At 36.6% G+C, this 20,513-nt stretch carries 31 protein-coding genes and 1 pseudogene; 16 read left to right on the top strand and 16 right to left on the bottom strand.

Translation table 11 applies throughout. The annotated features are described in order from the left end of the window. Nucleotides 1-12: 12 nt before the first annotated feature. The gene (locus F968_RS05490) at nucleotides 13-654 is read right to left on the bottom strand and encodes a putative metallopeptidase (protein WP_004791078.1); all 642 of its coding nucleotides are present in this window, start codon (nucleotides 652-654) and stop codon (nucleotides 13-15) included. Beyond that, the gene (locus tag F968_RS05485; RefSeq protein WP_004791076.1) at nucleotides 623-1,051 is read right to left on the bottom strand and encodes a hypothetical protein; all 429 of its coding nucleotides are present in this window, start codon (nucleotides 1,049-1,051) and stop codon (nucleotides 623-625) included. Before F968_RS05485 ends, F968_RS05490 begins: the two co-directional genes overlap by 32 nt. Before the next feature lie 190 nt (nucleotides 1,052-1,241). On the opposite strand from F968_RS05485, the gene F968_RS05480 reads away from it, so the two are divergent. Next, complete coding sequence (locus tag F968_RS05480; protein WP_004791075.1) at nucleotides 1,242-1,787, top strand: ribbon-helix-helix domain-containing protein; 546 nt, start codon at nucleotides 1,242-1,244, stop codon at nucleotides 1,785-1,787. Between the two features lie 75 nt (nucleotides 1,788-1,862). On the opposite strand, the gene F968_RS20320 is transcribed toward F968_RS05480, so the two are convergent. From F968_RS20320 to F968_RS05415, 13 genes are all read right to left on the bottom strand, one after another. Then, nucleotides 1,863-2,537 (bottom strand): DUF6988 family protein, encoded by a 675-nt coding sequence (locus F968_RS20320; protein ID WP_004791073.1) that lies wholly within the window; start codon nucleotides 2,535-2,537, stop codon nucleotides 1,863-1,865. A gap of 240 nt (nucleotides 2,538-2,777) precedes the next feature. Continuing rightward, nucleotides 2,778-2,975 (bottom strand): hypothetical protein, encoded by a 198-nt coding sequence (locus F968_RS05470; RefSeq protein WP_004791071.1) that lies wholly within the window; start codon nucleotides 2,973-2,975, stop codon nucleotides 2,778-2,780. A gap of 90 nt (nucleotides 2,976-3,065) precedes the next feature. After that, on the bottom strand, nucleotides 3,066-3,446 hold the full coding sequence (locus F968_RS19445; RefSeq protein ID WP_004791068.1) for a TonB family protein: 381 nt from the start codon (nucleotides 3,444-3,446) through the stop codon (nucleotides 3,066-3,068). A gap of 146 nt (nucleotides 3,447-3,592) precedes the next feature. Further along, on the bottom strand, nucleotides 3,593-3,949 hold the full coding sequence (locus F968_RS05460) for a hypothetical protein (protein ID WP_004791066.1): 357 nt from the start codon (nucleotides 3,947-3,949) through the stop codon (nucleotides 3,593-3,595). Between the two features lie 138 nt (nucleotides 3,950-4,087). Beyond that, on the bottom strand, nucleotides 4,088-4,987 hold the full coding sequence (locus F968_RS05455; RefSeq protein ID WP_004791063.1) for a hypothetical protein: 900 nt from the start codon (nucleotides 4,985-4,987) through the stop codon (nucleotides 4,088-4,090). Between the two features lie 127 nt (nucleotides 4,988-5,114). Next, nucleotides 5,115-5,621: a P-loop NTPase family protein gene (locus F968_RS05450; protein ID WP_004791061.1), complete on the bottom strand. Its 507-nt coding sequence runs from the start codon at nucleotides 5,619-5,621 to the stop codon at nucleotides 5,115-5,117. After that, nucleotides 5,602-6,018 carry a DUF559 domain-containing protein gene (locus tag F968_RS05445; protein ID WP_034596155.1) on the bottom strand — a complete coding sequence of 139 codons (417 nt, stop codon included), beginning with the start codon at nucleotides 6,016-6,018 and terminating at the stop codon, nucleotides 5,602-5,604. The genes F968_RS05450 and F968_RS05445 overlap by 20 nt, the downstream gene beginning before the upstream one ends. After that, complete coding sequence (locus F968_RS20210; RefSeq protein WP_004791056.1) at nucleotides 6,015-6,128, bottom strand: putative phage replication protein; 114 nt, start codon at nucleotides 6,126-6,128, stop codon at nucleotides 6,015-6,017. Before F968_RS20210 ends, F968_RS05445 begins: the two co-directional genes overlap by 4 nt. Then, nucleotides 6,125-7,069 (bottom strand): helix-turn-helix domain-containing protein, encoded by a 945-nt coding sequence (locus tag F968_RS05435; RefSeq protein WP_004791054.1) that lies wholly within the window; start codon nucleotides 7,067-7,069, stop codon nucleotides 6,125-6,127. The genes F968_RS20210 and F968_RS05435 overlap by 4 nt, the downstream gene beginning before the upstream one ends. After that, nucleotides 7,066-7,362, bottom strand: coding sequence for a hypothetical protein (locus tag F968_RS05430; RefSeq protein WP_004791052.1), 297 nt, complete (start codon nucleotides 7,360-7,362; stop codon nucleotides 7,066-7,068). Before F968_RS05430 ends, F968_RS05435 begins: the two co-directional genes overlap by 4 nt. Further along, nucleotides 7,359-7,613 carry a hypothetical protein gene (locus tag F968_RS05425; RefSeq protein ID WP_034596154.1) on the bottom strand — a complete coding sequence of 85 codons (255 nt, stop codon included), beginning with the start codon at nucleotides 7,611-7,613 and terminating at the stop codon, nucleotides 7,359-7,361. The genes F968_RS05430 and F968_RS05425 overlap by 4 nt, the downstream gene beginning before the upstream one ends. 47 nt (nucleotides 7,614-7,660) lie before the next feature. Then, a complete protein-coding gene (locus tag F968_RS05420; RefSeq protein ID WP_004791049.1) occupies nucleotides 7,661-7,924 on the bottom strand; it encodes a hypothetical protein in 264 nt (87 codons plus the stop codon). 10 nt (nucleotides 7,925-7,934) lie between these two features. Further along, nucleotides 7,935-8,120 carry a Cro/CI family transcriptional regulator gene (locus F968_RS05415; RefSeq protein ID WP_004791047.1) on the bottom strand — a complete coding sequence of 62 codons (186 nt, stop codon included), beginning with the start codon at nucleotides 8,118-8,120 and terminating at the stop codon, nucleotides 7,935-7,937. A 76-nt stretch (nucleotides 8,121-8,196) separates the two neighbouring features. Between F968_RS05415 and F968_RS05410 the strand changes: the two genes are divergently transcribed. The 9 genes and pseudogenes from F968_RS05410 to F968_RS05365 all read left to right on the top strand — a co-directional run bounded on the left by F968_RS05410 (nucleotide 8,197) and on the right by F968_RS05365 (nucleotide 13,364). Then, on the top strand, nucleotides 8,197-8,868 hold the full coding sequence (locus F968_RS05410) for a LexA family protein (protein WP_004791046.1): 672 nt from the start codon (nucleotides 8,197-8,199) through the stop codon (nucleotides 8,866-8,868). A 140-nt stretch (nucleotides 8,869-9,008) separates the two neighbouring features. After that, entirely contained in the window at nucleotides 9,009-9,224 is a 216-nt protein-coding gene (locus F968_RS05405; protein ID WP_004791044.1) for a KTSC domain-containing protein, read from the top strand. Nucleotides 9,225-9,276: 52 nt separating this feature from the next. After that, nucleotides 9,277-9,783: a hypothetical protein gene (locus tag F968_RS20205; protein ID WP_004791042.1), complete on the top strand. Its 507-nt coding sequence runs from the start codon at nucleotides 9,277-9,279 to the stop codon at nucleotides 9,781-9,783. 353 nt (nucleotides 9,784-10,136) lie between these two features. Next, nucleotides 10,137-10,325, top strand: coding sequence for a hypothetical protein (locus F968_RS05395; RefSeq protein WP_004791040.1), 189 nt, complete (start codon nucleotides 10,137-10,139; stop codon nucleotides 10,323-10,325). Nucleotides 10,326-10,327: 2 nt separating this feature from the next. Then, a complete protein-coding gene (locus tag F968_RS05390) occupies nucleotides 10,328-10,651 on the top strand; it encodes a hypothetical protein (RefSeq protein WP_004791039.1) in 324 nt (107 codons plus the stop codon). A 12-nt stretch (nucleotides 10,652-10,663) separates the two neighbouring features. Next, nucleotides 10,664-11,821, top strand: a pseudogene (locus tag F968_RS05385) (ATP-binding protein); the annotation flags it as partial. Nucleotides 11,822-12,066: 245 nt separating this feature from the next. Further along, the gene (locus F968_RS05380; protein ID WP_085944184.1) at nucleotides 12,067-12,363 is read left to right on the top strand and encodes a hypothetical protein; all 297 of its coding nucleotides are present in this window, start codon (nucleotides 12,067-12,069) and stop codon (nucleotides 12,361-12,363) included. Next, the gene (locus F968_RS20760) at nucleotides 12,364-13,200 is read left to right on the top strand and encodes a DUF551 domain-containing protein (RefSeq protein WP_004791032.1); all 837 of its coding nucleotides are present in this window, start codon (nucleotides 12,364-12,366) and stop codon (nucleotides 13,198-13,200) included. Further along, nucleotides 13,191-13,364: a helix-turn-helix domain-containing protein gene (locus tag F968_RS05365; RefSeq protein ID WP_000927794.1), complete on the top strand. Its 174-nt coding sequence runs from the start codon at nucleotides 13,191-13,193 to the stop codon at nucleotides 13,362-13,364. The genes F968_RS20760 and F968_RS05365 overlap by 10 nt, the downstream gene beginning before the upstream one ends. Before the next feature lie 14 nt (nucleotides 13,365-13,378). On the opposite strand, the gene F968_RS05360 is transcribed toward F968_RS05365, so the two are convergent. Next, nucleotides 13,379-14,629 (bottom strand): tyrosine-type recombinase/integrase, encoded by a 1,251-nt coding sequence (locus tag F968_RS05360; RefSeq protein WP_004791030.1) that lies wholly within the window; start codon nucleotides 14,627-14,629, stop codon nucleotides 13,379-13,381. A gap of 224 nt (nucleotides 14,630-14,853) precedes the next feature. On the opposite strand from F968_RS05360, the gene F968_RS05355 reads away from it, so the two are divergent. The 6 genes from F968_RS05355 to mltB all read left to right on the top strand — a co-directional run bounded on the left by F968_RS05355 (nucleotide 14,854) and on the right by mltB (nucleotide 20,333). After that, the gene (locus F968_RS05355; RefSeq protein WP_004791028.1) at nucleotides 14,854-15,789 is read left to right on the top strand and encodes an ABC transporter ATP-binding protein; all 936 of its coding nucleotides are present in this window, start codon (nucleotides 14,854-14,856) and stop codon (nucleotides 15,787-15,789) included. Next, entirely contained in the window at nucleotides 15,786-16,559 is a 774-nt protein-coding gene (locus F968_RS05350) for an ABC transporter permease (protein WP_004791025.1), read from the top strand. Before F968_RS05355 ends, F968_RS05350 begins: the two co-directional genes overlap by 4 nt. Continuing rightward, nucleotides 16,556-17,368 (top strand): NADPH-dependent 7-cyano-7-deazaguanine reductase QueF, encoded by an 813-nt coding sequence (gene queF / locus F968_RS05345; protein WP_004791023.1) that lies wholly within the window; start codon nucleotides 16,556-16,558, stop codon nucleotides 17,366-17,368. The genes F968_RS05350 and queF overlap by 4 nt, the downstream gene beginning before the upstream one ends. 23 nt (nucleotides 17,369-17,391) lie before the next feature. After that, nucleotides 17,392-18,042, top strand: coding sequence for a hypothetical protein (locus tag F968_RS05340; protein ID WP_004791021.1), 651 nt, complete (start codon nucleotides 17,392-17,394; stop codon nucleotides 18,040-18,042). Nucleotides 18,043-18,169: 127 nt separating this feature from the next. Next, nucleotides 18,170-19,312 carry a rod shape-determining protein RodA gene (gene rodA / locus F968_RS05335; protein ID WP_004791019.1) on the top strand — a complete coding sequence of 381 codons (1,143 nt, stop codon included), beginning with the start codon at nucleotides 18,170-18,172 and terminating at the stop codon, nucleotides 19,310-19,312. 19 nt (nucleotides 19,313-19,331) lie between these two features. Beyond that, complete coding sequence (gene mltB, locus F968_RS05330; RefSeq protein WP_004791015.1) at nucleotides 19,332-20,333, top strand: lytic murein transglycosylase B; 1,002 nt, start codon at nucleotides 19,332-19,334, stop codon at nucleotides 20,331-20,333. Nucleotides 20,334-20,513: the final 180 nt, after the last annotated feature.

The raw sequence follows: 20,513 nt of genomic DNA, 5'->3' as shown, positions 1-20,513 counted from the left end.
GAGCCGCAAGGCTCAGTTGATTACACAGTTACCACAGCATCTTGATATATCTAGATCCGAAACAAACGGCGGATTCTTGGCGACTTCAATAAGCCGCTTAACATTCTTGCTTGGTCCATACCGTTTAACTACACCAATAAACTCTTCAACATCGTGACCAGCAAGATAGTGCTTAGGTAAACCTGTATTGTCGCTATAAAGGGTCTCGCCATCTTCATCTTTCATAACGCCAATGTAATACAACTCGTGCTCAATCAAATAGCAGAATTCTGTATCATTAGCCCGCTCGCAAAAAGAAGCATCGACAGTAATTAAGTATGTTGGCACAGCTCCGAACCAATCACGCATTTGTTGTTCCTGGCGTGCTTTCTTCCAGCCTCCAACATTAAACATAACTTTTTCACATTGGCCTAAAACCATAGTCTGTTTACTTTTAAATGCTGTTGAAGCCCAAGCAAATGCCAAAAACTCATCATTATCATGAAGCAGCTCAGCAATATGGTCATGATCAGGGTTATGAAGAGGCCCACCAATTTTTAAATAATTTGAAACAACCCAATTCTTTAAATCTGGTGCTGGAATTATACGAATTGCTTCCTCTTCTTCAGCTTGGTCAATAAAATCAGTTGGTGGAAATGGTCTTATTTGATCCATCTTCGATTCTCGCTAATTCGCTTTTAATCCAGTTAATTGCATAACCTGATTCAATTTGGTGAGGTTCAAGGCGCTCAAATACATAACCTCTATCCAAAGCAAGATCATACTTACCCAAGGCATTTGCTATCTTCTTTCCACCGCGACCAACGGCCCAAGGGCTACCAGCAATTTCAATAAGTAGATTCAACTTCACAATATAAAAATCGAACCGCCAATTTTTGGTTGATTCAAATTGAAATTTTCGTCGATATCCAATTCGATGTTCTTCTAATTCTTGAAATAACGTTTCTTCAGCTTCCAAATATTTTTGTTTAGCTTTTAGCAATGGTCTGGTAGGTGGTTTGGACTTAGGCGGGCGCTTTTTTGTTTTCCAGAAGTATTCCTTTTCATTCATAAATTGCGCCCATTAAAAAAACCACTTGGGTGATCTATAAAGATATCGAGATATTTTATAAGTTTAAGTAAGCAAAAATAAAAGCAGAGCTTGATATAAATTTGACTTGTTAATAATAAATCAACATAATAGTTCCATACATGTCACCATAAAGTTCCAAATACAGAACTTAAACTTAAGGAGTTGCTTAATGAATACTATCCAAGAAGATTTCTTAACAGACACCAAATCGGTCCCTGTTAAAATTCACTTACCAGCCAGATTAGTGGAACAGTTGAATACCTTTTGTGATTCTACAAAAATATCAAAATCCGAACTAATTAGAGACTACCTAATTAAAGGGCTTCAAAATGAGCCGGCTTGGGCCAATAAACTTTTTTTCTTTAAAAAAAGAACTGTTGATCAACAATTTAGAATTACGCAACAACTTAAAAACCCAGCTATAAATTCAATTATTAAGTTGGCGGTTAATAATATCGATAATCCTGGAAGTGCCAACTTAGTATTAGGTTACTTGGTTAAAACAGCTGGAGATAAAATTTCTGTGCTTATTCCACCTACACGTCCATTTCACCCTAGCTTTAATAATGCACATTTTGAAATTCAAGACATATCAACTACTGAACCCAATTTATCCATTCCAGATGTGGAAAATGTAATTAATACATGGGGGCAGCCACTTTCAACTTTTATCTACACAGTACCTGTTGATTTTGTATGGGAAATTTGCACTTAACATACAGACCGCCCCGCCAATAATCAATATTTAGCGGGGCTTCCTGTGCTGTAATACGTTCGGTAAATTAAAAAATCAGCTAAAATAACTATCTACTCTTGCTTTCACTTTGGGGTCTAAATCTTCTTGCAAAAAGAAACAATCCCGATATTTTTCAATCAACAAGTGAATGAATTTCTGTTTATCGGCAACAGTATGTGTCAACATAATTTGCGATGTAGCTGTAATTAAATTATTAGTTTGTCTTAGTAAAGTCAGAACTAAATTTTCATCAAAACCCATTACATCACGAGTAAAAGAATGTTTACCTGTATGGACAAATGAGTTTAGTTGATTGAGATGATACTTTTTAAATTCAACAAACATATTAATTACTGCTTTAGCAGGTAAATCTAATTTCTGCAGCATTTCCAACATTTCAGTTAACGTAGGAAATGTATCTTTAAGAAACTGTTCTTCAAAAGTATAACTAAAACTTAATTTAGAAATTTGAAAATTAGATGCACAAAACAATAACCAGTAAGCTCGTACTGCAGACTCGAACTGAGCACGAGATAAAACCATTGCTTGAATTGGCATATCTAACGTTAATAAAGTATTAACTCCAATTCCATGTTCAAATGAAATATAGATACATTGTTCAACTAGATCTAATCTAGGTCCACAATCGATCACTTTGCTACTAATGATCTCTTCTTTAAGTTCCAAAATCATTTTTAATGATTTTTCTAAAAGGATTCCCCGTTCCATAAAATTTCTAATCTAAATTATTCTAATGAAATCAAATTATAAATTAAAAAACCCGCTTCTAAAAAAGAAACGGGTCAAAAACAAAAAACTTTCAGCGCAGTATTTGATATAAATACTATACTTTAATACATGTATTTACAATATATATTATACTTAATTTTTAGGTGCTCTTAAAATATTTAGAACTAATTTAGACATTTCGTGTAGATCTGAACCTTTCAGTAACCAGAAAAGATAGGATTATTTAATACCTTTATGTTTTAGTAAAAGAGCTTTCTGCTCTTCTCGAATGTCTTTTACCTTCTGCAATTTCTCAAGATAGAAAAAATCTCTCTCTAATGCTATTTCTATAGCTATTTCTTCCTTTAAATTACCGTTCTCATCAAAGTTTTCAGGATTTTGATCTGGAAATTCTAAATAGTATTCTTCCATATCCATGACTTAAACCTCTTATATCTATCAAAATATATATCATAGACAACAAAAAAGCCCATTAAATGATGAGCTTCAAAACCTAACTTATTAATATCATTTAAGAAATTTAATTAACTTATTTTTAAATGAATCATTTTCATCCTTTATAAAGTCAACTGTTTGTTGGATTCTAATTGGAAAATATTCTCCATTTTCTACAAAAGGGTAAAAACTTGCATTTTTATAAGCATTAACCACGTAGCTATCAAGTTCTAAAATCTGGCTACTTTTAATTACGCTTACAGATACCACTTTACCAGCTTCATCACTTTCCACTTCAACAGTGATTGAAGTTGGCTTGCCTTTCAATAAATTCTGACCATTGATATATGGCGCATTCTTCCACAAAATTCCATCTTGAGGGTTGGAGGTTTTATCATTGGCGAATGAATTACCACTCAGCATTAAAACAAGCCCCAACAAAAGAAATTTCATAATTTTATTTATCCAGAATAAAACAAAGCTCGTCATATATGGCGAGCTTTTAAATAACTTACGTGATCTTTATTTACACTTCGACCACTATAACGCAAAAATAACATTTACCCTGTACAGGTTCAAGGTATTAATGATCTATTTTATTAAATATCTTTTTCTAGGAGTCCTTCAAAATTAAAAACTTCTAATCCATAGTTGACTGATCCAATAATATCAACTTCTGAATTCTTTGCATCAATATTCATTATTTGAAAAACAATAACAGCCTTACTTGATTCTTCAATTGATAAATCAGAAGCCATTCGTCCCTTTAAATGATCTGATTTATAAACATTGTTGCCTTGAAATTTTGCGACCCCATTAAAAATCCAAAAACCTTGCTCAGACCACGAGGTTTTAAGTTCAAATGCAATCGAGTTTTTTTCTCGAATGATGAACTCAATGACTTCAATATAATCTTTTGATCCATCGGTATAGTCCAAATATCCTTTAAATTTCATTACTTTTTTCTCTGTCTTTAAAACCACTTAGTTTTAAAAATATTACTTAATAGACTTTTGATAACTCAAAAAATAATAGAGATGCTGATATAAAACATCTCTTTAATTTGAAATATAAGAACTACTTATTCTTCTTACTTAAAGTCCATCAAATAAAGTACTGAAGATTTCTGTATTTTTCTGCATATTAAGTTCAACTGTAGAAGAGTCAATCTCCCCATAGTTACGATATAAAAATACATCCATTAATAAAGCATATGAAATATGGAATAAATAAAAAGCATGAGCATATGTTTCTAATCTTGCAACACTGCTTCTAAATGGCGGAAATACACTCCCATGAAACCTTTCATTTCTTGAGTTAGCTAGAACTACCTTGAGGAGAAAAACTGCTAGCTTCTTCTCCTCAATTAAAAACTTCACTCCTTTGATTTCAATTTCATTCCCAGCAAAAATCAACTTTAACAGTCTTCCAGCCTTTCTCTGGTCAGCTGATGATGGTTTGTTGTTATCTTGAGCAGGATATTTTTCAACAAACTTTAAGATAAAATCTTCTCCTAAAGCTTTTTTTGCTCTATCAAATAAATTTTCCGCATTTTTATCTGCATCTGCTTTAGCAGAGGCCTCAATAATTCTTTTAGCAGCGTACTCACAAGTTTGATAAGGAATAAGTTTCAAATATATCAATATACTTTTTGCTGTATTTGAATTACTGAGAATTTTATCTACAAATGCGTCAAATCTTGAAGCGTTATATGAAACCAGCTCATCTCTTACTCTAAAAAACTCTAAATCTAATGCTTTCCAAATATGATCAAACGCTAAATCAGGTCTATTTGGCAACATATCCAATGCATCTAATAAATACCCTAAATAATATTGAAACTCCCATGTTTCAGAATATGAAAGTGATACAGGAAAAAATATTTGATCAAGTTTTTTTTCTTCAACTCTTTGAAAGAATATATCTTCTACAGGAAAGTTAAATTTTTTTGGCCATTCATTATTATATTTGACGCGTAATTCTCTAGTGTCCACTTACTACCCCCAATAAATAAAAAACAAAGTACTTTATATCTTATTTTTATATTAAAAGGGATCAATAATTAGTCTTATGGAGACTAATTATTTTACCTGAACAGTTTAAAGGATATTAAAATTATAGTTAATACCCAATAAACCCATATCGACAATGCAACACTGCTAACCCACACTTTACATCACTACGTGCATCTGATTGAGAACGATCTTCTCGTACCATCTCAGGCCATGACTGCCCACGAAAGTAACGGTCAATAATCGCTTCCATCCATTCATCCATAACTTCACTCTGCCCCATTAAGTCCAATATTAAACGTTGTACAGCACGGGCTTCATTGTCATCAATCTGGCACTGAGTTTTAGATTTAGATTTACGGAATGGATCTGATTCACTCACAAAGTAATTCGCAATAATCTCTCGTTGTTTCTTCTTACCTAATCTTTTTATACGGCGCTGCTTTTCAACTTGCACCATCGCTGAGGCAATCGGGTTACTGTAAGCACCTGAAGGAATACCGGTAAAACTCTTTTGATCTAACCATGCACCGAACTGATATAACCAACCCTCCAGATCGAATCGTGTCCAGTCCACTGAGTGCATAACATGCTTCTTATCGATCATTAGTGTCATTCATTCCCCCAACCATTTTCTCTATCTGCTGAACCGCTAAACCTGACTTCACTTGCTCTGTACTAAACCGTAAAACTGTAAAACCCATCATTGCCGCCGAGTTATATTTCTCCATATCCCCGATGTAACCTTTGCCTCTTGTGTGACGTCCACCACTCCAGATACCACCCTCCACCTCAACCAAAATCTTTGTTCCCGTAATTAAAAAATCCGCCCGCCATTTGCGTTTCGGGTGGAATTTATATTCCTGCTCAAAATCAATCTTGCAAGCTTTAAGATGTGTTGCTAATAAAACCTCCCCCACACTTGGTTCCCGTGTTTGCTTTGCTGAACGGCGCTTTTTATTTTTCTGAATAGGAAATAATTCACGATATTCAGCAAGGCTCATTGAACTCACTCCTGAATTGCCTCCTTTCGCGTATGCCACCAAAGCACTACAACGCCACAGATGACTCCAGTTACGATTGAGATGAGCATTGCCCACGCTAAAATTTCAAATTTGTTCATGCTAGTTCTCCATTACGTTTTGATTGAAATCCGACTTGCTTTAGGTATGGCATCAATTTTTGTTGTTGCTCAGCATCTGCAAGTTTTACTGCGATACGTGCAGCTAGTTGCTCATAACTTTCGTTTCCTTCCGCATACTTGCTAGCGAATTCAGGAAGGACAGAAAGTTTTTGAGCGAATGAGTAAATTTGTTTTGAACTGAGTGCGATTGAATCCCCCTGCGAGACTCGAACCTGTGTTCCAGTGTTTGAGTTTTTAGTTTGCTCACGTGATTTGTATTTTCCACAGGCGTTGATTAACCAATCTGCAAAGTGGTAATTCATGAGTTCATCACAAAGATTCTTTTCAGCGTTGTAGAGTTCAAATGCTCGAAGTTCACGATCAAACCAAGTTGCGTTTTTGATCTGCTCGTAAGTTTCCTGATCTGTTGCTAAACGAATTTCTTCACCAAGTTTTTTCAAACTCAACCATGTTTTTTTATTTATAGATTCATCTGATAGATTCATTGATAGGTTCTGTGTCCCAATATTGGTACTGGTCTCGGTACCGTTTTTGGGACTGGTTACGGTCCCATTATTGGTACTAGTCCCGCTTTTGGAACCAGTACCTAAATTGGTACTAGTTCCATTATTGGTACTAGTCCCTTTTTTGGGATTGGTTAAATCATTTTCTTCACGGCCTATCACACCAATTAACTGGTAAACCTTCACGCCATTTCCAGTTATTTCACCAGTGAATTTAATAAAAGATCCAGCTTCAAGTTCATCTAAAACTTTGATAATAGTTTTACGGTTGAGAAGAGTATCTTTAACCATTCGCTTAATGCTTGGGTAGCACTTGTGCGATTCACCTGCTCTATCAGCTAAGGCCAATAAAACGAGTCTTTGACTAGAGGTTTTGACCTCTGCTTTAAAAGCCCAAATGGATGCGTCTAAGCTCATTGCTTCCCCTCTTCATTCATCTGAATGAAAGTGCTACCTAAGTAACGGATCCGCTTTGCCCGATACAAACTTGAGATAATTTGACCAGCATGACCGAGATAAAGACCGTGTTTGCCATGTTGATCTATAAGGGCTTGCATAAATTCTTCACGAGTAACAGCAGCATTTTTCTCATCCCGATTTTGGCGTGATAGATTTTTCTTACGGACTTCCAATAAACCAGACAGTGTTCTTAATGCTGGTTCATGCCACGATTGGATATTTTTTTGGCTTTGTTGTTCTGAAATACTCATGAAACCTCCGCTAATGCTTGCTCAGCATTTGTTAGACGGCGTTTGGCATTAAGTTCTGCCACTGTTGCCGGACGTATTTCATTTTTGTGAGTAATTCCACTACCAACCAGCCAGTAATATTCTTTTGGCTGAAATGCTTCGATTTCATATAAATCATTTGATGAAGTTGGATTTACAAGCACGACTACATCACCGGGTAGAAAATCCTGCTGATTGTATTTTGTTGACTCATTTGATAAATTAGTTTGCATATTCATTGGTTTCCGTATTGATGAATTGAAAAGCCTGATCTTGACCATCAGGCTTTTTTAATTTCTAAAATATGTGAATCAGGGTTTACCCCAACACGACCAAGAATTCCCAAGCTCTCCCTTTTCTTCCTATTTTTATTAGCTCTTTCAAGCATTAAGCTAACTTCATGGTATTCACCCATAATTGCTTTTTCTAAAAGGACAATAGCTTGATGTGCATAATCATTCCCTCGAACGTCTGCAATAAGACGCAATCGCTCCATCATGTCGGGGAGCATCTTCAAACGAAGATCTTCTTTTTCAAGGCTCATAAAAAATTCCTTATTCAACAGCTGCTTTGTGTTTTAGTGGCACTTTGCCTTCAGCTAAATCACGAATTTGGTATTCACGAGCTAATGGGATTTTCTGATCTGGCCATTGATAAACTGCTGAAGGCTCAATGCCTAACTTTCCAGCCAACTCCACACCATTCACCCCAAGCAACTTAAATGCTTCTTCTTTAGTCATAACCACACCCAAAAAGTAAGATTTCTTAGTATTTAATCAAAGAAAACTTATAAAAGCAATATGTAAGATAACTTATATGAATATAGATACTATTGGTCAGCGCATACGTGCGCTCAGACGAGCTAAAAAATTAACTCAAGTGCAATTAGCGAAGATTGCAGGAGTTAGTTCGCCTGCTGTTACGGAATGGGAAAAAGACAGTTATTTACCCAAAGCAGGTTCGCTAGAGGCAATGGCTAATGCATTTGGAGTTACAACTGAATATATCCTGACAGGTAAAGGTGAAATCCTTGTTCAAGCATCTACAAATGTAGCCCCTGTTCAAGCTCGAATGGCTCCAGTTCTCTCTTGGGTTCAAGCAGGTAACTTTACGAATGTTGAATCTGTAGATATGTCTCAGGTTGTCGAATGGTTTCCATTACCAGATGACTGCGAAAAATGTTTTTACCTAAAAGTCAAAGGTGTAAGTAATGAGCCAGACTTCATTGAAGGTGATTACATTGTTGTAGATCCAACAGTTCATTATTCTGATATGCAATCTGGAGACATCATTGTTGTAAGAAATGATAAAGATGCGACTTTCAAGAAGTTAGTTATTGAATCTGACGGCTCACGATATCTCAAGGCAATAAACCCGAACTTTCATCCAAACATCTTACCAATTGATGAAAATTGTCACTTCATTGGACAAGTGATTGATTCAATGAGGTATACATATCGCGCAAAAAGAAGAGTTCGCAAAAGTTAATTAAAGAAAATTATGACCTAATACATTATATTTATTTAGGAAAAAGAATATTTCAATATCTAGCATGAAGCTATAATTTAAAGTTAAAAATGAATTAATGAGTACACAACACAATATTTTCAAAAAAAGGGAATCAAGATATGGAAAAAATTGAAGTTAATTCCCGGAATATTAGCCATGTTCTTTACCAGCATTTCTTATTGACGGTAGTGCTCAGAACAGGTGAAAGGTTTATTTATAGACTTATAGAAGCAAATACATTCAAAGAATTTATTGATTCAAAAGATAAAGATAAATTTTATAGAAGCCATATTGAAGCTAATAAAGAATTTAAGCGGATTCAGCTTTTTGTGTAATTGAAACCATGTCCCGACACTATTATTTAAAACACTTCTAAAGAATTAGGCCATGATACTAGACAGAAATTTACAACTTGAATTATTAACTAAGATGAGTTCGGCTTACCCTAATTTCTATGATTTCAACAAAGAATATAATCACGGAACCACTGAGTATGATACGGCTGTTGCTAATTTATACTACTTAATGCAACACAAACTTGTAGAGTCCGATAGTGTAATCGCTTCAGCATCTATCGGTGATAAAGGAATTAAAAAATTTCAATTTGGCTCATCCACAATCAACCAGAATGGGATGGATTTTCTGGCTGATGATGGTGGCTTATCTGCAATTCTAGGAGTTGTGACTGTTAAATTTGAAGCCGTTCAACTGAAAGCTATTCTTGAATCTAAAATTATGGCAGCCGACTTACTGCCTGCTGATAAGCACAAATTAATTGATGGGCTTCGAGCGCTTTCTTCCGAGAGTATAAAACACCTGACAACGAAAATTGTGGATTTGGGTTGGGATAATCTAGGGACACTAATTCGGATAATTCAAAGCAGCCTGCCTTAGCAATTTGCTTAAACTTTAGAAAACCAATTGGTTTAGTATAATCCCCAACTGGTACATAAAATTCATCCCCATTAAAAGGAAAGTTCTCAAAATATAATTGAGTTGAATTTTCAAAAAGACGATTGCCAATCAACACAAGACTTTCTAATTTCATAGACACCTCGCCCACCACCACGGTGGGTTTTCTTTTGCTTATTAAAACATGAAAAATAAGTTATCTTAAAATTAATTTAAGTATTCTTATATTTTTACTTGACTCAAAAACTAAGTTTTCTTATATTTATCTCACAGACAACAAAAAAGCACACCGACTCTCTGACCTTCCGATGTGCTTTGCAAACTGCGAGATAAGTATGAAACAAAACACTATCCCTAGTCAAACGACTGCACGCTTATATCAACATCCTACTGTTGAAGAACAGCGCCCTTCTCGTTTCGCCACTATCAAAGCCAACGCAATAGACTTCGTAAAGTTTATTGTCCTCTCTTTCATCCTTTGGGTGATTGCAGTAGCCGCTGCATCTTGGATGCTTGGAGGCTAATCATGACTAACTTCAAAAAACACCCTGACGGATACAAGTCATATTTAGGCCGTGACAACACAGGCATTTACTCAGTGCGTATTGGGTGGATCGTTTATGCATCTAATGCAAATGGCACAGTTCTTTACAAGGTTAAAAGTGACGTTAAGACGCCTTTAGACGTAATAAAGTTCCAATCTGAATATCCCAAAGTGTGGGAAGTACTTACCCAAGAGATCAGCTTTCAACGAAAGAAAAAGCTGGCAATAGACCTTGGTAACTCTCACATCTCATCAATTGAACGCAAATCGTATAAGCAAAAACGCGGCTTTACTGGCAGTCGATAGGAGCAAAATATTATGGCTATTGAAGTTTTTACACCCGAACAAACGTTATTGGTTCAAAGCGTAATTTGTTACCTATATACAGACCCTGGTCTTGGTAAAAGTTCCATTGCTCATACAGCTAACAAGCCTGTAATTTTTGACTTTGACAAAGGTCAACATCGTGTAGCGCCTGAGCTTCGACGTGGCACCATTGTACGCATTGACACGTGGTTAGACCTTGAAAACTTAAAGGATAGTTTTTACGACAACTATCAAACAATTGTGGCCGATACGGTTGGGGCTATGTTAGATGCTATTAAGGATCAACTTTTAAAGAATCCTGATAATAGACAGCGTGACCAAACTCTCACCCTTAAAGCTCAAGGTTTAGCTGGTAACAAGTTTATGACTATGGTCCGCAAATGGCAGAGCTTTGGTAAAGATGTTGTATTTATTGCCCATGCTGTTGAAGAGGAAGCAGGCAAAGAAAAACTCAAAGTGTATAGACCAGATCTAGCTGGTAAAAACAGAAATTTACTTTACCGAATGGCCGATGTAATGGGCTATTTACACTCTTCTACAGATGAGAATGGTGATACCAATCGTACGATTCTATTCAATCCTACGCCTACTCATCATGCTAAAAACTCCGGCCGATTAGGGGCGGTAATGACTACTTCGAGTGGTGCTGAAATTTGTACCGGCCAAGTACCAGTACCAGAATTAAGTAGCTCCCCTACTTTCTTGGCTGATCTACTTAAGCAGGCTAAAGACCACATTAATACATTGACTCCAATGCAAGCAGCTGAGATTAAAGCTCAAGCCGATCTCAGTAACTTCAAACAGTCTTGTACTGAAGCTAATCATGCTGGTGATTTAAACCAACTTACTGAATCGCTCGATAGAGAACATAAATATGCCTTGCCTATGTGGCATGCAGTTCAATTGCGTGCCCGCGAAATGAATTGCACATTTGACCAAGAGCAGAAGAAGTGGAAAAACCCGCCTGAGTTTAAAGGTATTTCAAATGAACAGCGTGATGAATTACAGGCTTTCATTGATGGGTGCGGACTAGATGTAAAAACCGTTTGTGAACACTTAGGAATAGATGCCCTTACTCAAATTGAAGCATCAAAACTTACAGCAGTTAAACAAGACATTGAAACCTTAGCTAAAAATGAAATAGCAGCATTTGAAAATGAGTCATCAAAAGATCCTGTTGAGCAAACTGAAATCTTGGATGAGGCATATAAAAAAACTCTAGACACCCTACTTCAACGAGTTAGTGAATCTAAAACCACAGTAGAAGTAAATGCTGTTTATCGCTATACCCGTGGTTGGTCTGATAAACAAATGGAACCTCTCTTAAAGGCGATTACCACTCGTTTAGCATTATTGGAGAAAGGAAACCCTGAGTATTTACTGGAGGAACAAGCCTGATGAACCAAACTTCTCCAGAGTTTCTTTTCGAGCCAAAGCTGCTACCACAGCAGCTTTTCGAGAAGTTCATAGTCTTCAATGTGAATGCAGGTTATCGCGGCAGAGGTACACCTCATGGCGTAAACCTAATTAAAGGCAACAAAGCTACCCTCACCTTGACTGAGAAAGGTGAAATGAACAAAGCTGCTCAAGAGCGCTACAAGTTAATGCTTTTGAAGTATTTCAAAGAAGGTCGTTCTGCAATGGATGAGCTAGACCAAGAAGTTAAACGTATTTATAAAATGGTGGCGTGAATGATTGACTTAAAAACTAAACAAGCATTTTGGGTAGAACAGCTACCAATTTTTAAAGAAAAATACTGGCTTCCTGATCACTTAGAAGTACTTAAATTTGACATGATTGGCGGTTGTTTTGAACTTGCTGAAGGAATAAAAACAGATTTTAGTGAAGATGACCTTGTTGAAATATATCATCGAGTAAATAGTGGCTGGGCGATGTGGAAAAAAGCCGTGATCTTCATGCGAGAAAAAGCAGAAGCTCAGGCGGTAACGCGATGGATTAGTGTTAATGACCGTCTTCCAACCTTTGAAGAGTTGGTTTTGATAAAAACAAATAAAGGAACTGTACAGGGTTATCTATTTCAGGATGAAGAGTACTCCGAAATGAAAGGCGAGTACATAAAGTTTGATGGCTGGCAAGACGATTTCCATGATGACTTTATTGAATATGAGGATGTAACTCACTGGATGAAATTGCCAAATGGAGTAAGTGATTCAGGGCCAAGTGGTTTTAAATATCAAATCCAGCCAATGGAACTACCTGAAAACCTTTTTAACTGGTTCCATCCAGACATTGAGCTATTTGACACCATTGAAGAAGGTACAGAAAGCTATACAAAAGATCAGTGGAAACAACTTCAGTTAAGTCTTGGAGTTAAAATTGAAACTCAACTATTAGATTACGATGAAATTCCAAATATACCGGAAGATGCAGTAGTTTGGCCAAACTGGAAGCCTGAACCACCTGAACAAGGATTATTTTTAATTGCAGCATTTGATTCAGAAGATGGCCCTGTACTTTGGTGGGCTAATCCCAAAGCTGAAAGTAAGGAGGGGGATAAATGTTATTAACAGTTAATCAGACAATTCAAGTCACAAATTTATCAAAGACAACTATTTATAGAATGTTTGATTCAGGTGAACTTAAAAAAGTTAAATTGGGCGGTTCAACTAGAGTTGAACTTTCCAAAGAACTTTATGAGAAGTACAAAGAAAAAATTCAGGCCTTATTTTGATAAGGCCTTTTTAATTAATTAACTCTTCTTACTCTAGCTTCTTCGCGCAACCTATCTAAATAATCCGCCCAAGCCTGCATCATTTCGCTACGTTCCTTTAAGTATTTTGTTCGGTTGTATGCCCTACCATGCATATCTTTAACTTGGTGCGCGAGTTGCTGTTCAATGCGCTCAATCGGATAGTGAAGTACTTCATCTAATAAAGTACGTGCAGTTGCCCGTAATCCATGACCCGTGGTTTCACCATTTGCAAATCCAAAATTTTTAAGCCTTTTATTAATAGTGGATTCACTAATAACAGGATTTCCCTTTTTCATTGAAGCAAAGACATACTTTGTACTTCCGGTTAATTTGTAGAGCTTCCTTAAATACTCAACTACTTGCGTAGCTAAAGGAACTATATGTTCCAGTTGAGTCTTGTTTTGTGTCTTTGGTGGTGTGTATGCCCAAAGGCCTTTTTCTAAATCTATATTTTCCCATTCCGCCCAACGCAGTTCACCTGGACGAACAAAAACATAAGGCAATATTAATGTGGCGAAGTAAACGATGATTGAGCCATTAATATTTGGTTCTGATAAATCCAAAAGCAGTTGTCCTAATCGCTCTTCATCAGTAATTGCTGCGTAGTGCTTAACTGTACCTGATTTTAAAATACCTGATATTTGATCTGCCACATTAAACTGACAAAGCCCTAACACGATCGCATACTTAAAAACCTGACTGGCTTTAGAACGCATTCTTTTTGCTGAATCATATTTACCTTGATTCTCGTACAATCTACATGCATCTAAAATTTGTAGAGCTGTGATTTCTGAAATTGGAATTGAACCAACACTTAAATAAAGTTTTTCCCAGATTGAATCGTTTCTCTGTTTAGTACTTTCGGTGATTTCTTCTGTTAATCTAAATTCATCCGCTACCGCTGCAAAGGTTGAAACTAGATTTCTTTTTTTAACCTGTATATCTCGTTTGCGCTGTTCGACTGGATCAATATTTTGTGCAATTTGGCTTTTGAATTCCTCACGCTTTTGTCTTGCAACTGCCAGAGATATTTCAGGATATGGGCCGATTGAGATGGTGTTGCGTTTCTTAATAATTGGCCGGGTGTAATCGAATCGCCACGTTGTAGCCCCTTTTTTATCAATTAATAGGTATAATCCACCACCATCAGAAAGTTTTTGAGTTTTTTTCTCAATATCTTTCTTATTTTTAGCGATTTCAGACTTAATTTTAGAGTCGGTTAAAGCGGGTACAATTTTAGGCATTTTTGAGTTTTACGGTAAGTTATACGGTATGATCCCACAAAGTGAACATTTTAATAGATTAAAATCATTAACTTATGTTTCATTTCGTGAGCGCGCCGGGCGCACCAGCTTTTATATAATAACTTCATAAATTTATCTCAATTTTATAAAATTCCGACTATTTTACTTGGTTTATTAATCATTATCGCTCAAAATATACCCCTCTTTCATAATGTGAGAATTTCATGACTGATGCTTTGGTTTTAAGAGATTTGTCCAAAACATATCGTAATGGTTTTCAGGCGTTAAAAGGTATTAACCTCACTGTGCCTGAAGGTGAATTTTATGCGTTGTTAGGTCCAAATGGTGCCGGCAAATCAACAACCATTGGTATTATCAGCTCCCTCACGAAAAAAACCTCAGGAACTGTTGAGATTTTTGGGCATAATCTCGATACCCATCCATCTCTGGCAAAACAGCAGCTTGGTGTCGTTCCTCAAGAATTTAACTTTGGACAGTTTGAAAAAACATTCGATATTTTAGTCACTCAAGCTGGCTATTATGGTATCCACAAAAAGATTGCAGAAAAACGTGCCGAACATTATTTAGAAAAGCTCGGCCTATGGGAAAAACGTAATATACAAGCACGCATGCTGTCTGGTGGTATGAAGCGTCGTCTGATGATTGCCCGTGCCATGATGCATGAGCCTAAGCTTCTTATTCTAGATGAACCTACTGCTGGTGTAGATATTGAATTACGCCGTTCTATGTGGGATTTTCTCACCGAAATGAACGAAAGCGGTACTTCTATTATTTTAACGACCCACTATTTAGAAGAAGCAGAAATGTTGTGTCGTCAAATTGCGATTATTGACCGCGGTGTAATTAAAGAAGATACCAGCATGAAGAGCTTCCTTAATCAGCTCAATGAAGAATCATTTATCTTCGATTTAGCCGAACCGATTGGGCCGCTTCAGTTAAATATTATTGGTGTAAAGTTTAACTTAATTGATAGCAATACTTTAGAAGTAACGATGGATAGAGCTCATACATTAAATGACCTATTCCAGCTATTAGAATCTCAAGGTATTCGTGTTCGTAGTATGCGTAATAAATCGAACCGTTTAGAAGAGTTATTTGTCAAAATGGTCGAGAAAAATCTTGAAGGAGAGGCAAAATGAATTTTAGCCAACTGCAAATTGCTCTCTGGACCATCGTTCGTAAAGAAGTACGCCGTTTTCTACGCATTTGGCCACAAACCTTATTACCACCTGCAATTACAATGAGTTTGTACTTTGTCATTTTTGGTAATTTGGTGGGTTCACGCATTGGACAAATGGGTGGCGTGAGCTATATGCAATTTATTGTGCCCGGCTTAATTATGATGGCTGTTATTACTAATAGTTATGCCAACGTATCTTCAAGTTTCTTTAGCGTAAAATTCCAGAAAAGTATTGAAGAACTCATCATGAGCCCCGTGCCACTCCATATCATTTTATGGGGCTATGTCATTGGCGGTATTTGCCGTGGTGTATTAGTGGGCGCTATTGTGACTGCAATGAGCATGTTCTTTACTGACCTTTTCATACACAACTGGTTCGTAACTATATATACAGTCTTAATTACATCGGTTCTTTTCTCATTAGGTGGTTTTATTAATGCAGTCTATGCAAAATCATTTGATGATATTTCTATTATTCCCACCTTTGTTCTTACACCCTTAACTTATTTAGGTGGTGTGTTTTATGCCATTAGTGCACTTGGTCCTTTTTGGCAAAAACTTTCTTTAATTAACCCTATTGTTTATATGGTTAATGCTTTCCGTTTCGGCATTTTAGGTCATAGTGATGTGAATGTTTCATTCTCTTTAATCATTGTGACATCATGCTGTGTTGTACTTTACGGAATTGCTTACTATTTACTTGCTCGTGGTTCAGGAATGCGTGAATGAGTGTCGAACAGTCTTTATTGGGTAAAGAAACCCAATATCCAACTAATTATCAACCTGATGTTTTATTTCCAATTGCCCGTGCTCAGTCTCGTGAAAGCTATTCACATATTGAAGGCATTACTCAAGGTAAAGATTGGTGGCATGTTTTTGAAATCTCATGGTTAAACGCTCATGGTATTCCACAAGTTGCGATTGGCAGAATTACACTACCCGCTTCTTCACCGAATTTAATTGAGTCAAAGTCATTAAAACTTTACTTCAATAGTCTTAATTTCACTCAATTTGATTCGAAAGATTCATTCATTGAAACGGTTGAAAAAGATCTCTCAGCTGCTGCGGGTGCAAAAGTTGAATTAACCTTATTTCAGGTTGATGATTTAGAGATTTCTAAACCTCAAGGCATTTGTATTGATGACCTTGCACCAGAACGTTTAGAGCATCATCCGGATGCAACTCTTTTAAAACGAGATGAGTCTGGTGAAGAAGTTGAAATTGAGCTGTATTCTCATCTTTTGAGAAGTAACTGCCCAGTCACGGGACAACCAGATTGGGGGACAGTTTTTATTCGTTTTAAAGGCAAAAAACCTTGTTATCGTAGTGTTTTAGCTTATATTATCTCGTACCGTCAGCATAACGGCTTTCACGAACAGTGTGTTGAACAGATCTTTGCCGATATTTGGCAAAATCTAGAGCCTGAGAAGCTGATGGTTTATGCAACTTATACTCGTCGCGGCGGACTTGATATTAACCCTTGCCGAGTATCGGATCTTTCATGGATGCCAAAACCGATTCGATTGGCACGACAATAAAACGAATAATTTGAGGATACACCATGCCGTTTTTTGGTTTTACCCCTTCTGAAGGCTTATTGAACGATATACAAACTGGAATTGCGAATAAAAATTCTAGCGAACCTTTATATCCACTTCGCGATAAGATTGCTTTACAACTTAATGAAGAGATTATTGATAATGTCTTAATTCAGTTAGTTCAGCATTTTCCTGCAAGTGAAAAGCGCGATACTGCCGAAAAACTAGCAGGCTATGTCAAATCAACTGTGGCTGTTCTTTTAAAGCAATTGTTAAGCAAAGCACCAAATGATGTGGTTAAACAATCAGTAGAGTTTTCTGAAAAAAGCTTATTTAAAGACCCACAAGGCCAATATAAAGTAGGCGTAAATTTAGATGCAGGTTTAGTGACTAACCTTAAGCATAACTTTGCTGAGCTTGAAGCAGGCAATGACATTAATAAAGCTGCTTTAGCTGAGTTATATAAACAATTCGGCGATGCCATGATTAAACACTTCATGTCTGATTTTAATAAAACATTAGACCTTGGCATGATTAAGCGTAAAGCAGCCGATATTGGTGCAGCAGCTGTAACAAAAGCTGTTCACATTGCGATCGACAAATTGATTCCAAGCTTAAATCGTACTGAACTAAAAGCGATGGCTGAATATCATGATGGTTTATTCTTTAACTAATAAAAAATAGACTATCGGAAACCTAGCGAAAGCTAGGTTTTTTTATTGCAAAATATTGATATACATTGCCATTAACCAAGTTTATGTTAGCATGCGCCAAGCACTGATTGACCTTAGTTAACGCCGCATGTCTCCTAGTCCGCAATATAAATTTTTACGCCAAGCTCCTCGAGATGGTCTTAGCACTGCTATGCAACCTTCAAAGTGGCAACAACTCCATGTTGACCCTTGGCTATGCCTATTTCTGCTCTTAAATGCGCTATTAGGTTTAACCGTACTATATAGTGCTTCTGCACAAGATGTAGGGTTAGTGAGTAAACAAGCCATGAGTTTTGGTATTGGTTTTCTAGTGATGATTGGCCTAGCCCAAATTCCACCTAAGGTCTATCAAGCTTTTTCACCCTATTTTTATTTATTTGGCTTATTTTCACTTTTGGCAGTCATGATATTTGGTGAAGTCCGAATGGGTGCTCAGCGCTGGATTGATATTCCTGGTTTCGGAAGTGTGCAACCCAGTGAATTCATGAAAATCGGCATGCCCATGATGATTGCCTGGTTTTTAGCACGTAAACCCCTTCCCCCTAGTTTTTCACAAGTTGTTTTATCATTAATGTTAATTGGCATTCCTTTTTTATTGATTGCAGAACAACCTGACTTAGGGACATCACTTTTAGTATTAGCAAGCGGTATATTTGTTTTATTTTTAAGTGGACTATCGTGGCGTATGATCGGTGCTGCGGGAGCCTGTGCCGCGGTGGTCATTCCGATTGCTTGGGAATTTCTTTTACACGATTACCAACGTCAAAGGGTTTTAACTTTACTTGATCCAGAGGCAGATGCACTCGGTACTGGTTGGAATATTATTCAATCTAAAACTGCAATTGGTTCTGGTGGTTTTTCAGGTAAAGGATTTCTTGAAGGTACCCAATCACATTTGCACTTTTTACCTGAAGGTCATACCGACTTTATTATTGCTGCGTACTCCGAAGAGTTTGGGCTTATCGGTGTACTTATTTTAGTTATTCTTTATTTTGCTATTATTTTTAGAACATTCCAAATCGGTTTACAAAGCTTCCATAACTATGGACGTTTAGTTGCTGGCGCCTTTGGTTTGTCTTTTTTTGTGTATGTATTTGTAAATGCGGGAATGGTCAGTGGTATTTTACCTGTAGTAGGTGTTCCTTTACCTTTTATGAGTTATGGCGGAACAGCTATTATTACTTTAATGGCCACCTTTGGTTTAGTCATGTCCATTCATACACATCGATAATCTGGAATTTTAAAACGATATGTTGTCTCAACACTTAAATAAAACTTTAAAAATGCTCGCTTTGTGTACTGGTTTAATCAGTACAAGTCACTTCGCTCAGGCCAACGATTTTGCCACGCATCCTGATTATGTAAATTTTAAACAAAAAACGATGAGTGCTTATGGTTTAAGTGGCGATCAAGTTGATGCAGCCATGAATGGTGCAAAAAATTTACCAAACATTCTAAATATTATGACTCGTCCAGGTGAAAGCAAACCTTGGTATGACTATCGCTCTATGTTTTTGGTTGAAGGAACAATTCAACGTGGTGTCCGTTTTAAAAACCAATATGCAGATGCTTTAAACCGTGCTGAACAACAATATGGTGTATCTCAAGCTGTCATTTTGGGCATCTTGGGTGTTGAAACAGGTTATGGCGCAAATAAAGGTTCATTTATTACACGTGATGCATTAGCCACACTTGCTTTTGGTTACCCTCGCCGTGCTGAATATTTTGGAGATGAACTTGCTGCTCTTATTGCATGGACTTATAAAGAAGGTTACCCAACAAGTAGTATTGTAGGTTCCTATGCAGGTGCAATTGGCTATCCACAATTTATGCCGAGTAATATTAGTAAATATGGGGTCGATTATGATGGTAATGGACACATCGATTTAAGAAACTCTGCAGAAGATGCAATCGGTTCAATCGCAAATTACTTAGCAAAACAAGGATGGCAACGCGATCAACCTATCGGATTTATGGCACGTTACACAGGCTCAAATCCAGACAGTGTTATTGCTAAAGATTTAACTCAACCTTTTCCATATGGTGCATTAAAGACACTCGGGGTTTCACCCTTAAATCCTTTAGTTAAAATTGATGACCTGGATATGGTGAATGTTATTCAATTACAAGACTATAATGGTCCAATTTACTATTTGACTTACCCGAATTTTCAAGTAATTACGACCTATAATAAAAGCCGTATGTATGCGACTGCTGTATGGTTATTAGGCACTGAAGTGGCTAGCCGATAGGCTAGCTTTTTTATTAGTTATGTAAAAGTCAATAAATATTTTTGTTAAATAGATCACAATATACACAAATTTAATATTTTGTTACAATTTTGATTATTTTTTAACCCATAACTGTAAGTTTTTGCCCTTTTTGTAACTATTTCTCGTTAAAGACTAGACACTCTCCGTAAGCGATGAATA

This window comes from Acinetobacter sp. NIPH 817 (assembly GCF_000368405.1).
In the GTDB taxonomy this organism is placed as follows: domain Bacteria; phylum Pseudomonadota; class Gammaproteobacteria; order Pseudomonadales; family Moraxellaceae; genus Acinetobacter.
Note: the sequence above shows the minus strand (reverse complement) of the source record. Positions and strands in the feature narration are given on the sequence as shown.